The following is a 13,709-nucleotide window of genomic DNA, read 5'->3' as shown; positions in this document are numbered from 1 at the left end:
CTTTACGTGCGTGTGAAAATCCAGGCCATCCCAACTCTACCTGCATTCGATTCCATGAATGGATCCACGTTACTTCAGCACGTCATCACGCCGGTGCTCACCGCGGTCCTCACGCTCGCGGGCACCCAATGGCAGCTTGCCAACCAGAACCAGCGCACCGACCGGGAACGCTTCATCGATGCCGCGCAGGCCACCGCACAAGACACCAGCCGATTGCTGCTCGATGGCTACGCCGCGCTCCAGACGCTGGTGAACGAATCGGACAATAAAGGCTGGGAGGAATTCTCCCGGACATCGTGGACCCGCTATCGCGACTTCCATCGCCAGTGGCGCCAGCAATTGATCGTCCAGCATTTCAAGCTGGCCCGCCATTTCGGCAAGGACGTCGCGGACAAGCTCGTACACGTCGACGAAATCGACTTGCGGCCGCCCGGCCCGTCACGCGCGGATCGTCCTTGCGTGCCTGCGGGCGGAGCGGACTCGTTCGATGTCGCCAAGCTGGCCTCGCAGATCGACTGCATGAGCCGCCTGATCACAGTGAGCCAGGATGCCATCGACGCCTCGACCGCGAGCGATGCGGGCGCGCCCTGGACCAAGCTCGCCCAGGACAAGCGCGAGACGGTTGCGTTCACCTGGCAACTGCTTGCTCAATACGACAAGGCATCGGTCAGCTACCTGCGGACGCTGAACGACAGGCTGACGCAACTGGGCGAACCGGAAGTGACGGTTGCCCGCCGCGCGGGCGATCGCTAAGCGCGGCCGCGCACCCGGCGTCGCGCCAGATCAGATATGCATTTTTATATATGAATAATATGAACATTTCATTTTTTCACGCATACCTGGCGGCACATAATGGATGGAATGGACCGGGTCCATGACGCCACGATTTGCGGCATGCAAGGCCGTGGCCAATGGCGCCCCCCGACAACAACAACGGCACCAGGAGACACCCCATGCCATCCCGCCAACGCCGCACCCTGCTGGCCGCCGCCCTGGCCGCCAGTTGCCTGGCCAGCACCGGCTGGGCCCAGGCGCCCGCCTACCCCGCCAGGACCGTCACCCTGTACACCGCCTTCTCGGTCGGCAGCGGCCCCGACGTGGTGCTGCGCATCCTGGCCCAGGAACTCGGCAAGATGTGGAAGCAGCCCGTGGTCGTCGAGAACCGGCCCGGCGGCGGCGGTTTCATTGCCATGGAGGCCGCCGGCAAGCAGCCGGCCGACGGCTACGCACTGCTGCAGCTCGACAGCGAGCACGTTTCGGCCCTGCCGCACCTGTACAAGTCGCGCCACTATGTCACCCTGGAAAAATTCGACCTGGTGGCGCCGCTCTTCTACACCCCGTTCATGGTCGCCGTCGGCGAGAAATCGCCCTGGAAGAACATGACCGACCTGATCGCCGCGGCCAAGACCAAGCCCGACAGCCTCACCTATGGTTCATGGTTCGTGGGCAGCCCCGGCCACCTGGGCGGCGAATGGCTGGCATCCTTGACCGGCACCAAGATGATCCATGTGCCCTACAAGGAAGTGAGCCAGCTGTACACGGCCGTCGCCAACGGCGAGGTCGACTGGGCCTTCGGCACCATTCCGTCCACCCGGCCCGTATACGACAGCGGCAAGCTGCGCTACCTGGCCATTGCCGCCCCCCAGCGGCATCCCCAGTACCCGGACGTACCCACCGTGGCCGAAGCCGGCGGTCCCGCCGCACTGGACGTTAATTCCATCGTGTCGCTGCTGGCGCCCAAGGGCATCCCCGCGGACGTGCGCGACAAGATCTACGCCGACGTGACCAAGGTGCTGGCCGACCCGGATATCCGCAAGCGCTTCGACACCTTTGCCTTCGAACCACTGGGCTGGCCGCTGGCCGAATTGCGCCAGCGCCTGGACGACAAGTCGGCCACCTATGAAAAATTGATCGAGAACGCCGGCATCAGCCTGGATTGACAACGGCCCCTGCCAGGGCGCGCAGCCGGGCCGGCCTCACGCATCGAGCAGGCAACGCGAGGTCGCCATCATGCGCATGTGCGGCGTCGCGTTGACGGACGGCGTATGCAGCACGCGCATGTCCATCAGGTACACATCGCCGGCCCGGCCCGCCATCTCTACCACGTCGATGTCCAGCTCCCGGAGGTTCCGCAGCAGATCCCCGGGCGCGCGCAGCCGTTCGCGCAAGGCGGCGGCCTGCGGCGTGCGCGGCGCATGGCGGTGCGAGCCGGCCAATGCGAGCGTGGCTCCGCCCTGCTCGGCCACGTCGTCGATCAGAAAAAACGCCTGGATTCCCGGCAGCCGATCGCGTGGGCCGGCTTTGACATCCACATGCCAATTCAGGCCGGCCAGCGTCCACGCGCCTTGGCGCGGCGGCGACAGCAGCAGTTGCGCGTCCTGCACGACCGCCGGCGGGCGGCCGGCCAAATGGGCGACCAGGTCGAGCAATTCGCGGCTCATCAGGGCTTCATGCAGGTCCGGATACTGCACCATGGACGACAGCCGGCCGATCTGCTGAAAGACCGGCAGCCCGCGCAATGCGCCCGGCAGGCCGCGCCCCGACACCCGCTGGACCTCATCCAGCAATTTGCGCCGGATCGCCATCATCCGCGCGCGCGGATGAAAGCCTGCCAGGCGCACATACCCGTGCTCGGCGAAGGACCCGGCCGGCGTGTCTGTCATCGATGCAGGCGGCCAGCGTCAGCCACGGCGGGCTGCCTCGATCGCCGCGATATCGATCTTCCCCATCTGCATCATTGCCTCGAATGCACGCCCGGCCGCCGCGCGGTCCGGGTCCGCGATGGCGTCCATCAGCGCCCGTGGGGTGATCTGCCAGGACACGCCCCATTTGTCCTGGCACCAGCCGCACACATTCGCGTGGCCGCCATGGCTGACGATGGCATCCCACAGGCGGTCGGTCTCGGCCTGGTCATCGGTGGCGACCTGGAACGAGAATGCCTCGTTATGCTTGATGTCCGGGCCGCCATTCAGGCCCATGCAGGGAATGCCCATCACGGTGAACTCCACCGTCAGGACGTCGCCGCTCTGACCCGAGGGATAGTCGCCGGGCGCGTGCAGGACCCTGCCAACCGCGCTGTCGGGGAATGTCCGGGCATAGAACTGCGCGGCGTCCAGGGCGTCGCGGTCGTACCAGAGACAGATCGTGTTCTTGCTCATCATCGTCGTGCTCCTTGGCTGGAGAAGGTGGCGGAACCTGATCAGCAAGACAGCGAAGCGACGGGGTGCCGCATTTTTTGAAGAATATCCGGTCCGGAATGCAGATCGTAAGCCTGATGGTCCCTGGACGACTAGGGTTTGAATGGTTGCGGGCTTGTCGCAATACCCGGGGATCGTGGGCTGCGGGAGGTTTTGGACTTGGGGGAGTGCGTCATTGAGTTCTTGAAACGCCCACGCCTGGCGGCGCCCCCGTGCAAATAGTCTCATACGCAGGTGTCAGACACCCCCTGCGCACTGTCTGGCTTGACGAGACGACCTACACGGGGTGTCTGACACCTGCATGCGATAGCTTCTGATTCACCACCCGCTCGCCAGCGGCCCCAGGCATGCCGCCGCCGTGAGTCCAGGCCGGGGCTGGGGCGTGCGGGCCGGCCAGTTGGAGCGAGGGCAGCCCCCGCAGGGGGCCGAGGGCGCCTGGTGGCGCGCCCGAGCCGAGCGACGTGGCCGGCCCGCACGCCCCAGCCCCGGCCTGGACGCCCTACGAACCCATCCCGCCCCGCAAGGCACTCCCTCCCCTAATCCGCCCCGGAACCCACGCCCCGCACCGGAAACGTCATATCCGCATAGCGCACGAACCGCGACCCGCGCGCCAGCCGGTAGCCGGCCCAGATCAGCAGGAACAGCGGGATGCCAATGTACGTCGCCCCCGCGCCCACCCAGTCGATCCGGTCCTGCAGAAAAGCCTGGTAATTCTGCCCCAATGTAATGACCAGGCAGAGCGTGAAGGCAAACAGGGGACCAAAAGGAAAAAAGGGCGAAACATAAGGCAGGTCGCCCAGCTTGCCGCCCTGCGCCAGATAGCCGCGGCGGAAGCGATAGTGGCTGATGGCGATCCCCAGCCAGGCGATGAAACCGGTCATGCCCGAAGTGTTCAGCAACCAGATATAAACCGCATTCGGGCTGAACACGAAGGAAAAGAAACAGAGCGCCGCCACCACCGTGGTCGCCAGCAGCGCCAGCACCGGCACGCCGCTGGCCGAGACCCGGCCGAAAATCGCCGGCGCCTTGCCCTCGCGCGCCAGGGCGTACAACATGCGCGTGGCGGCGTACATGCCGGAATTGCCGGCCGACAGCACCGAAGTCAGCACCACCGCGTTCATGATGGACGCCGCCGCCAGCAGGCCGGCCCGGTCGAAAATCAGCGCGAAAGGGCTGACGCTAATGTCGGTCACCTCGTTGCGCAGCAATTGCGGATCGGTGTACGGGATCAGCAGGCCGATCACGCCGATGGCCAGCACATAGAACAGCAGGATGCGCCAGAAAACCTGGCGCACGGCGCGCGGCAGATTGCGCGCCGGGTCCTTGGATTCCCCGGCGGCGATGCCGATCAACTCGGTGCCCTGGAACGAAAAACCCACCACCATGGCAACGCCGATCAGCGCCGCGAACCCGCCGGCGAACGGCGCGTCGCCCACCGTCCAGTTGTGCCAGCCGCCGGTCTCGCCGCCACGGATGATGCCCAGCAGCATCAGCACGCCCATGGCAATGAAAACCAGCACCGCCACCACCTTGATCAGCGCGAACCAGAACTCCGCCTCGCCGAAGCCGCGCGCCGACAGCGCATTCAGGCCGAAGGTAATCGCCAGGAACAGCGCGCTCCAGTAGACCCCCGGCACATCGGGAAACCAGTAGGCCATCACCAGCTGCGCCGCCACCAGGTCGACCGCCACCGTCACCGCCCAGTTGTACCAGTAGTTCCAGCCCAGGGCGAAGCCGAAACCCGGCTCGACATAGCGCGCCCCATAAGTGGCGAAGGACCCCGCCACCGGCATGGCGGCCGCCAGTTCGCCCAGGCTGGTCATCAGGAAATAGACCATCAGGCCGATCAGCGCATAACCCAGCAGCGCCCCGCCCGGCCCCGCCTGGGCAATGGTGTTGCCGGAAGCAACGAACAAGCCCGTGCCGATGGACCCGCCCACGGCAATCATGGTCAGGTGGCGGGCGGCCAGGGTGCGCCGCAGCCCGGTGGGCGTGGTCACATCCCGGGCGGGCATGCCGGCGGCGGTGCGGCTTTCGGATTCGGCCAAGGTCGGAGCTTCCTTCTTTATTTGTTCAGGTGGCACGGGACGCCCGGGCCCCGGATTTCGGCAAACCGCTGAGCATAACGCGTTCACCGGCGCCTCGCAGCCGCGGGCTGGGCCGCGGATCATGGCGCGGCAAGCCCGCCCCGGCATGGCCGCCATGCATGGCGTCCGGCATCGAGGGTAAACCCGGTTGCTCGACACAGCGGCCTTTATTACCGTACCAATTTGGTACTACCAATTTGGAAAACACCTTATTGCGCCTGCCCCAGGTGCCCTCGCGAGGCCTGCCGCCATGTCCCGAATCATCTCCATTGAAGCCATCCCCCTGTCCTTCCGCCTGCCCGAGGGCAAAACCGTAACGCTGGGCATCGGCCGCACCATCAAGCGCGACGCCATCATCGTGCGCGTGCAGACTGACAGCGGAATCGTCGGCTACGGTGAAGCGCACCCCGGCCGCAGTCCCGGCGCGGTCGCCAGCCTGATCACCAACACGCTGGCGCCCCTGGTGACCGGCATGGACGCCTTCGACACCAGCGGTGTCTGGAGCCGCATCCACAAGATGCAGCTGGCCAGCCACGGGCTGGGCGCCGGCGCCGCGCTGGCGCTGTCGGGCATCGACATGGCACTGTGGGACGCGCGCGGCAAGCTGTGCGGGCAGCCGCTCTATAAGCTGCTGGGCGGCAGCAGCAAGGCCATCAAGGCCTACGCCGGCGGCATCGCGCTGGGCTACCAGGCCCCCGAATCGCTGGCCGACGAAGCCATGCAGTACGTCCGGGCCGGGTACCGGGCCCTCAAGCTGCGCCTGGGCGACAGCGTGGCCGACGACAGCGCGCGGCTGCGTGCCGTGCGCGCCCGGATCGGCGACGAGATCGACATCCTGACCGACGTGAATGCCGCGTACTCGCTCGACGAAGTGCGCCGCCTGATGCCGGCGCTCGAGGAAGTACGGGTCGGATGGCTGGAAGAACCGTTTGCCTGCGACAACTTCGGCGCCTACCGCGCCGCGGCGGCCATGAGCAGCCGCGTGCCCATCGCCGCGGGAGAAAACCACTACACCCGCTACGAATTCGCGCAGCTGCTGGAAGAACGCGCGGTCCAGGTCTTCCAGCCCGACTTGTCCAAGACCGGCGGCATTACCGAAAGCATGCGCATCGCCGCGCTGGTGTCGGCCTGGGGCTACAAGGTGCATCCGCACAGCTCGGCCACCGGCATCAACCATTCCGCCTGCGTGCACCTGCTCGCGGCGGTCGACAACGCGGGCTACTACGAAGCCTGCGTATCGCACTTCAACCCGTTCCGCGACATGTTCGGCCCGGCCTTCCACGCCGGCGCCGACGGCACGGTGCGGCCACTGGACCGGCCCGGCCTGGGCCTGGACATCGATGAGTCGGTATTCAAGGAGTTCCCCTTCATCGACGGCCCCGGCTATGTCGTGAAGTTCTGATTTCGCCATACAACCAGAGGAGACACACATGAAAACCCGCCGTATCGCCGCCATCGCGGCGCTGGCAGCCGCATCCCTGCTGGGCACCGCCCATGCCGGCGAAGCATTCCCGGCGCGTCCGGTCACGCTGGTCGTGCCATGGAACCCCGGCGGCTCGGTCGACCTGACCGGCCGCAAGCTGTCGGAAGTCCTGGGCAAGTCGGGCGTCAACGTCGTGGTCGAGAACGTGCCCGGCGCGTCCAGCACCATCGGCCTGACCAAAGTGGCCAACGCCGCGCCCGACGGCTATACCGTCGGCCTGGCAACTTCCTCGCTGATGGGCGTCATCGCGCAGGACATGACCAAATTGCGCGTGGACCAGTTCACGGCGCTGAACCAGACCACCGTGGAACAGCTGATCCTGGTGGTGCCCAAGGTCAGCCCGGCCAACAGCGTCGAGGACTTCGTCAAGCTCATGAAATCGCGCGCCGGCGGCGTGTCCATCGGCACGCCGGGGAACAACAACGTCAACCACACTTTTGCGTCGATGCTCGCCAGGACGGTGGGCGTGGAATACGTCAACGTTCCCTATACGGGCGGCTCGAAAGTGCTGTCGGACCTGGCCGGCGGGCAGATCGACGCGGGCGTGCTCAAGCCGTCCGAGACCATCAACCAGATCAAGGCCGGCCTGATCAAGCCCATCGGCGTGTTCTCGACCGAGCGCGTGCAGATCATGCCCGAGGTGCCCACCTTCGCCGAGAAACAGATCGACGTATTCCCTTATGGCGAACTCGAGCAGATGTCGTACCTGGTCGGCCCGCGGGGCCTGCCCGCCGAGGTCGCCACGCGGCTCGAGGACCTGTTCGCCCAGGCCATCGCCAGCGACGACTACCAGAAGTTCGCGCGGGATTTCGGCATGAAAGTGTCGGACGTGCGTGGCGAGACATTGCAAAAGCAGGCCCTGGCGATCCAAAATACGTTCAATACGGTCGCGCCCAAGATCTTCACCAAGCAATAGCGGGTGCCGGCATGGCCGGGCCCGGGGCGGTCCGGCCATGCGCGGGCGTGCGTTCTCCCTTCGATCACCATGGCCACAGAAAAGCAAGAACTCACGTCCCGCACACTCGGGCAAATGCTCGCGTTCATCCAGAAGCGCAATTACGATCCCGGCGAGCGCCTGCCTTCCGAACGGGAACTCTCCGAACGCTTCGGCGTGGGCCGCGGGGTGGTGCGCGAAGCCCTGTCGGTGCTGGAAAACCTGCGCTACCTGACCCGCAAGCCGAATTCCGGCGTCTACCTGACAGCCATGCCCGAACGGGTCAGCCTGGAAACACTAAGCCTGTTTTCCGAAGTCGGCATCGAGCTCACCACCGACAAGCTGCAAGAAGCCCTGGAAGTCCGCCGCATCGTCGAGATCCAGGCAGTGCAGCTCGCCTGCGAGCGCCGCACCGAGGCTGACCTGCAGGCGCTCCAGGCGGTCATCGACCGCTTCGACGCAGCCATGGCGGGCTCGGGCGAGCGCACGGCCGACCTGGATTACGAATTCCACATGGCCTTGTTCAGCGCCGCGCACAATACGGTGCTGACGCAGATGGTGCACCCGTTCTACCTGATGTCGGCGCACCGCCGCGCAACCTTCTTCGCCGACAACACCGTCGGGGCGGTCTCCAACCTGCAGCACCGGGAACTGCTCGACTGCCTGCGCGCCCGCGACGCCCAGCGCGCCAGCCGCGTCATGAGCGCACACATCGGGCGGGTCGAATCGGCCCTGCGCATTTCTCCAGCCCAGCCTGCAGGCCGGCCCGCCCTGCGGCGCTGACAGCCGCGCGGCCCGGATGCGCGCCCGCCGGCCGCACCCAGGCCCCCGCGGGCCGGTCAGCGGCCGCGCGTCATCGATGCCAGCACCCCATCGCGCCGTATCCAGCCATGGAACAGCGCGGCCGCCAAGTGCACCAGCACGGTGGCGAACAGCAAGAAGGCAAGATAGCGGTGCGCGCCGCGCAACCAGGCGAACAACGCCGCATCGGCCGGCGCAATGGGCGGCAGCTGCCAGGCGCCCACGATGACCGGATAGCCGCCGGCCGACACCATCGCCCATCCGATCAGCGGCATGGCGAACATCAACAGGTACAGCAATACATGCGAGGCATGGGCGGCGTGGCGTTGCCAGGCCGGCATGTCGCCGGGCAGGGCCGGCGTCCCCCGGTACAGCCGCGCGGCCAGGCGTATGCACACCAGCACCAGCAATGCCACGCCCAGCGGCTTGTGGACCTGCATCAGCCATTGGTGCCGCTCGGAAACGGACGCCACCATGCCGACGCCGATGAACAGCATCGCCAGAATGCCCACAGCCATCAGCCAATGCAGCAGGCGCGCAAACCAGCCGAAGCCCGCCACGGATCGATTCGATGCTGGATTCATTGCGCGCGCTCCGGTTGGGTGGTCGCAGGCGAGGCCGGGACGCCGGCGGGCGGCCCTTCGCTGGTGCGGCGCTCGTACGACGCCGCATAGACAGCCGAACGCGCGGGCAACAGCGGATCATCGGAAATGGCGATTCCGCGCGGCAGCACGGTCGGATCGTAGTTCACGTCGCGACACGCGCCGTGCTCCTGCGCCGCGCTACCCGTGATCACCACCATGCCCGCGTCGACGACAGGCCGGTCGGCCGGCCACTGCCGGGTCGCATCGCCGGTGGGATCGCCGGGCGCGCCCAGCGTCACCAGCAGGCGCCAGCGCAGCGGGCCCTGCGCCAGGCGCTGCTGCAAGTCGGCCTGCAGATAATCGCCGTCGTGCCGCGGCCCGGCTTCCGGGGCCGGCGGCGCGTCGACGGGCGCCAGCCGCCAGCGTACCGGCTGCCGCTTGCCTTGGGCATCGATGAAATAAAAGGCGTTCAAGCCGTAGTAGCTTTCGGTGGCATAGCTGGCCGATGGCCTGGCGGTCTTGGCCCAGGCGCGGAAAGCCGCCGTCTCGGGATGCGCGGCGAAGAATGCCTGGATGCGCCGGGGATCGGGCTTGCCCGTGGCGGGGTCGGGGCGCGCGGCGAGCTGCTGCTCATAGAACGCCTGCGGCGTGGCCACCACGAATACCGGCATGCTGTTCATGCCGGTGCGCCACTGCTCGCCATTGCGCGAAGTGAAACGCAAGGCGAAACTGCGAATGGGCACGCTCGAGTCCGGGACGAACGGGTTGCCGCCCGGCACGGCCAGGCGGCCAACCACGGGCGTGTTGCCGGGGGCGAACACGGCGGCCGTCGACCAGCGCTGGGCCGCGCCATTGCTTTCGAAATGGCCGACGACACAGACTCCCTTGGCATGATTGCGGCGGTAGCCGGCATGGCGGCCGCTGTTGGCCTCGAGGACGTCGACCGCGCGGTCAGGGGTCAGGCGTTGCGGGTCCAGCCAGCCGCCCACGAAGGCGAATGCGGCGCCCGATGCCAGGACAATGGCGCCGATCGCGCCCAGGCGCAGGCAGAGTTGCCCGGCACCGAGCGCCCGGGCATCGCGTTGGGGTCCTTCCGACATAAGGCTCCTTGGCCGTGAGGGCGTTGAATACCTGGGTAAGACGGCCGGCCAAAACGATTATTCCCTCGGGAATAAACTGGCCCGGGCGGCGTCTTACGATATTGGCCTGTTATTTGCCGCGTCGTGGCGCTGGCCTGGACAGGAACATTCCCCATGATTCGACCGGTACCCTTGCCTGTGTCAGCCCCGGCACCCACCGATGACGACACCATGCCCGCGGATGAGTTGTCCGATGCCGTCCTGCGCCAGCTATTGCCGCGGCTGCGGCGGTTCGCCCTGCGCCTGGCCCGCGACCCCGCGACGGCCGACGACCTGGTGCAGGCCACCCTGGAGCGCGCCTTGACGCGGTGGGGCAGCCGCCGCCCGCAAGGCGATATCCGGGCCTGGCTGTTCACCATCCTGTACCGCCAGTTCCTGGATTCCCAACGCCGCACGCGGCGCCACTCGCGGCTGCTCGAATGGTTTGCCGGCGCCGATGCCGCGGCGCCCTCGACCGAGCGCCAGGCCCTCGCGCGCGCCTCGCTGGCGACCTTCGAACTCCTGCCCGAAGCCCAGCGCACCCTGCTGTGGCTGGTCTGTGTGGAAGGCCTGAGCTACAAGGCGGTGGCCGATCTGTTCGAGGTGCCGCTGGGCACGGTCATGTCGCGCCTGTCGCGTGCGCGCAGCGCATTGCGGGGCTTGAACGAGGGACAAGCCGGCGCGGCCCACCTGAGGATATTGAAATGAACCAACGCCCGATAGACGACGCGGCGCGCAACGCGTTCGTGGATGGCAAACTCGACGACGCCGGGCGGCAGGCCATGGAAGCCTACCTGCGGGCCCATCCCGAAGAGGCGGAAGAACTCGCCGCCTGGTCGCGCGACGCCGAGCGGCTGCGCATGCTCGCCGACCAGGAACGCCTGCCTCCCAACCCGGCCCTGGATCCCGCCGCGGTGCGCGCGCGCCTGCGCGCCGGTTCGCGGCGCAGGCTGGCCATGGCGGCCAGCCTGGCCGCGGCGCTGGCCATCGGGGGCATGGCGGGCTGGGGTGTGCGCGACACCGTGCTGGCGAGCCGGATGCTGCCCATGCAGGACGCGGTGCAAGCCTATCGCCTGTTCGCCTCGGCCGATGCGCCGCGACCGGACGTGCGCGCCGATACGGGCAATCTGCAGGCCTGGCTGGACGATTATTTCGCGCACGCCCAGCGCCTGCCCGACCTGAGCGCCAATGGCTTCCGGCCGGTCGCGGCGCGCCTGCTGGCCACCGACCAGGGGCCGGCCGCCATCGTCATTTACGAAAACGCCGGCCAGCGCGCCACGTTCTACATCCGCCCGCCCGGCCCCGGCAAGCAACTGCTGGCGCAAGGCAGCCGGCGCGATGGCGACCTGCTGGCCCGCTATTGGTCGGACCAGGGCTACAACTACGCGCTGGTCGGCCCTGACGATGGCCCGGCGGCCCCGCAGACCCCGGCCGCCGGCCAGGTGTGAAGCCGGTCACGAGGCCGCGCACAATGAAAAAACCCTGGCTCGCCATGCGGGCAAGCCAGGGTTTGCGGGCCATGCGCGCCAGCGCGCGTCAGAACGGAATGTCGTCGTCCATGTCGGCCAGGTTGGCCGCGCCGCCCGCGGCGGGAGCCGCCGCCGGAGCCGGGCGCTGCGCGGCGGGCCGCTGCGCCGGGGCGCGCTGCTGGCGCGGCGCGTCGTCGTAACCGCCGCCGCCGTAGCCGCCCCCGCCCTCGCCGCCGCTGTCGCGGCCGCCCAGCATCTGCATCTGGTCGGCGACGATCTCGGTGCTGTAGCGGTCGGCGCCAGTTTCCTTGTCCTGCCACTTGCGGGTCTTCAGGCGGCCCTCGATGTACACCGAACGGCCTTTCTTCAGGTATTCGCCGGCAATCTCGGCCAGGCGGTTGTACATGACCACGCGGTGCCACTCGGTTTCTTCGCGGCGTTCGCCGGTGGCCTTGTCCTTCCACTGGGAGGTGGTGGCGATGGAGACGTTGCAGATCGCCGCGCCGTCGGGGCTGTAGCGCACTTCGGGGTCGCGCCCCAGGTTGCCGACGAGAATGACTTTATTGACCGATGCCATGGCGATATTCCTCTGGTGGCGGGCCCGCCCGTCCGCGCAAGGACGGCCGCGCAGGCAAGCACCCTAAAACGATGATTCAAGACCGGTTCCAACAAACACGCCGGTCATCGGGAATAACGACCGGCGGGCAGGCAAAAACCGAGTGGATGCCCCTATTATCCGCGAAAATCGACCGCTACGAAAACCGGCGGCGCGACAAAAAGGCGCCCGGCGCGGCCCCGTACTGCGGCCCTCAGGACAGCGGCTTGAGGGCCCAGGTCACCGCCAGCCAGACGGCTGCCAGCGCCGCCGCCCCCAGGAACACCGCGTCCGCCCCGGCATGGGCGGCCAGCCAGCCGCCCAGCGCGCCGCCGCAGAACAGGCCGGCGGCCTGGGCGGTGTTGTAGAAGCCCAGGGCCAGGCCCTTGTACTGCGCCGGGGCCACGCGCGACACCAGCGAGGGCTGCAGGGCCTCCAGGATGTTGAAAACCACGAAAAAGGCCGTCATCACGATGGCCAGGGTATAGAAACCGTGGCTGGCGGCCGGCAGCAGGGCGCACACGACGATCAGGCCGGCGACGGCGGCGCGCAGGGCGCCGCGATGGGCCCGATGCCGCTCGGCCACGAAAATGACCGGCACCATCAATACGAACGACACCACGATAATCGGCAGGTAGACCTTCCAGAGCTCCTGCGCCGCCAGGCCGCCGGCATGGGCCAGCAGGGCGGGCACCACCACGAACAGCGCCACCTGGGTGCAGTGCAGGACGAACACGCCGAAATTCAGGCGCAGCAGGTCGGCGTGGGCCAGCACCTGGCGCGGCCCCGCATTGTTCATGCTGCGCGCCTCGGTGCGCGGCACCACCGGCACCACCCAGCGCGCCACCGCCAGGCTCGCCACGCCCAGGCAGGCGATGGTCCAGAACAGGCCCGCCAGGCCCCACCAGCCCACCAGCAGGGGCGACAGCACCAGCGAGGCGGCGAAGGACAGGCCGATCGACCCGCCCACCATGGCCATGGCGCGGGTGCGCACTTCATCGCGGGTGGCGTCGGCCAGCCAGGCCGTGACAGCGGCGGAAATCGCGCCGGCGCCCTGGATGGCGCGGCCGATGGTGATCCAGTAGACGTCCTGCGCCAGCGCGCAGACGATGCTGCCCGCCACGAACAGCAGCAGGCCGGCGATGACCACCGGCCGGCGGCCCCAGCGGTCCGACGCCAGGCCAAAGGGAATCTGCATGAAGGCCTGGGTCAGGCCATACATGCCCAGCGCCAGGCCGACCCGCGCGGGGTCGTCGCCGCCCGGCAGGCCGCGCGCGGCGACCGCGAACACCGGCAACAACAGGAACAGGCCCAGCATCCGGCAGGCAAACAGCCCCGCCAGGGCAATGCTGGCGCGCCGTTCGGATGGGGTCAATTTGAGTTTCGTATCAGCCGGCATGCAAAAAGGTAGATTCGGGGGGCCATACGGGAAAAGGCTCGG

At 67.7% G+C, this 13,709-nt stretch carries 14 protein-coding genes; 7 read left to right on the top strand and 7 right to left on the bottom strand.

Features of this window, described 5'->3' with window-relative positions; all coding sequences use genetic code 11:
- The first annotated feature begins 54 nt into the window (after positions 1-54).
- Positions 55-753 carry a hypothetical protein gene (locus tag ACKTT0_RS09255; protein WP_407849609.1) on the top strand — a complete coding sequence of 233 codons (699 nt, stop codon included), beginning with the start codon at positions 55-57 and terminating at the stop codon, positions 751-753.
- 200 nt (positions 754-953) lie between these two features.
- Complete coding sequence (locus ACKTT0_RS09250) at positions 954-1,940, top strand: Bug family tripartite tricarboxylate transporter substrate binding protein (RefSeq protein WP_407849608.1); 987 nt, start codon at positions 954-956, stop codon at positions 1,938-1,940.
- 36 nt (positions 1,941-1,976) lie between these two features.
- On the opposite strand, the gene ACKTT0_RS09245 is transcribed toward ACKTT0_RS09250, so the two are convergent.
- From ACKTT0_RS09245 to ACKTT0_RS09235, 3 genes are all read right to left on the bottom strand, one after another.
- Positions 1,977-2,663, bottom strand: coding sequence for a phytanoyl-CoA dioxygenase family protein (locus ACKTT0_RS09245; protein ID WP_407849607.1), 687 nt, complete (start codon positions 2,661-2,663; stop codon positions 1,977-1,979).
- An 18-nt stretch (positions 2,664-2,681) separates the two neighbouring features.
- On the bottom strand, positions 2,682-3,161 hold the full coding sequence (locus ACKTT0_RS09240) for a VOC family protein (protein WP_407849606.1): 480 nt from the start codon (positions 3,159-3,161) through the stop codon (positions 2,682-2,684).
- A gap of 572 nt (positions 3,162-3,733) precedes the next feature.
- Positions 3,734-5,212, bottom strand: coding sequence for an amino acid permease (locus tag ACKTT0_RS09235; RefSeq protein ID WP_407852402.1), 1,479 nt, complete (start codon positions 5,210-5,212; stop codon positions 3,734-3,736).
- Between the two features lie 322 nt (positions 5,213-5,534).
- On the opposite strand from ACKTT0_RS09235, the gene ACKTT0_RS09230 reads away from it, so the two are divergent.
- The 3 genes from ACKTT0_RS09230 to ACKTT0_RS09220 all read left to right on the top strand — a co-directional run bounded on the left by ACKTT0_RS09230 (position 5,535) and on the right by ACKTT0_RS09220 (position 8,484).
- Positions 5,535-6,686 carry a mandelate racemase/muconate lactonizing enzyme family protein gene (locus tag ACKTT0_RS09230; RefSeq protein WP_407849605.1) on the top strand — a complete coding sequence of 384 codons (1,152 nt, stop codon included), beginning with the start codon at positions 5,535-5,537 and terminating at the stop codon, positions 6,684-6,686.
- A gap of 28 nt (positions 6,687-6,714) precedes the next feature.
- Positions 6,715-7,683, top strand: coding sequence for a Bug family tripartite tricarboxylate transporter substrate binding protein (locus ACKTT0_RS09225; RefSeq protein ID WP_407849604.1), 969 nt, complete (start codon positions 6,715-6,717; stop codon positions 7,681-7,683).
- Positions 7,684-7,797: 114 nt separating this feature from the next.
- A complete protein-coding gene (locus ACKTT0_RS09220; RefSeq protein ID WP_407849603.1) occupies positions 7,798-8,484 on the top strand; it encodes a FadR/GntR family transcriptional regulator in 687 nt (228 codons plus the stop codon).
- A gap of 56 nt (positions 8,485-8,540) precedes the next feature.
- Here the strand turns inward: ACKTT0_RS09220 and ACKTT0_RS09215 are convergent, their stop codons facing one another.
- Together ACKTT0_RS09215 and ACKTT0_RS09210 are read right to left on the bottom strand one after the other, a co-directional pair.
- Positions 8,541-9,086, bottom strand: a complete 546-nt coding sequence (locus ACKTT0_RS09215; protein WP_407849602.1) for a cytochrome b — start codon at positions 9,084-9,086, stop codon at positions 8,541-8,543.
- Positions 9,083-10,186: a catalase family peroxidase gene (locus ACKTT0_RS09210; RefSeq protein ID WP_407849601.1), complete on the bottom strand. Its 1,104-nt coding sequence runs from the start codon at positions 10,184-10,186 to the stop codon at positions 9,083-9,085. The genes ACKTT0_RS09215 and ACKTT0_RS09210 overlap by 4 nt, the downstream gene beginning before the upstream one ends.
- 210 nt (positions 10,187-10,396) lie before the next feature.
- On the opposite strand from ACKTT0_RS09210, the gene ACKTT0_RS09205 reads away from it, so the two are divergent.
- On the top strand, positions 10,397-10,912 hold the full coding sequence (locus tag ACKTT0_RS09205) for a sigma-70 family RNA polymerase sigma factor (RefSeq protein WP_407849600.1): 516 nt from the start codon (positions 10,397-10,399) through the stop codon (positions 10,910-10,912).
- Entirely contained in the window at positions 10,909-11,652 is a 744-nt protein-coding gene (locus ACKTT0_RS09200) for an anti-sigma factor family protein (protein ID WP_407849599.1), read from the top strand. Before ACKTT0_RS09205 ends, ACKTT0_RS09200 begins: the two co-directional genes overlap by 4 nt.
- Before the next feature lie 88 nt (positions 11,653-11,740).
- On the opposite strand, the gene ssb is transcribed toward ACKTT0_RS09200, so the two are convergent.
- Entirely contained in the window at positions 11,741-12,250 is a 510-nt protein-coding gene (gene ssb, locus ACKTT0_RS09195) for a single-stranded DNA-binding protein (protein WP_094808061.1), read from the bottom strand.
- 232 nt (positions 12,251-12,482) lie between these two features.
- Positions 12,483-13,667, bottom strand: a complete 1,185-nt coding sequence (locus tag ACKTT0_RS09190; RefSeq protein ID WP_407849598.1) for an MFS transporter — start codon at positions 13,665-13,667, stop codon at positions 12,483-12,485.
- Positions 13,668-13,709: the final 42 nt, after the last annotated feature.

The sequence above is a fragment of the Bordetella saccharivorans genome (assembly GCF_045862855.1).
In the GTDB taxonomy this organism is placed as follows: Bacteria; Pseudomonadota; Gammaproteobacteria; order Burkholderiales; family Burkholderiaceae_B; genus Bordetella_A; species Bordetella_A petrii_F.
Note: the sequence above shows the minus strand (reverse complement) of the source record. Positions and strands in the feature narration are given on the sequence as shown.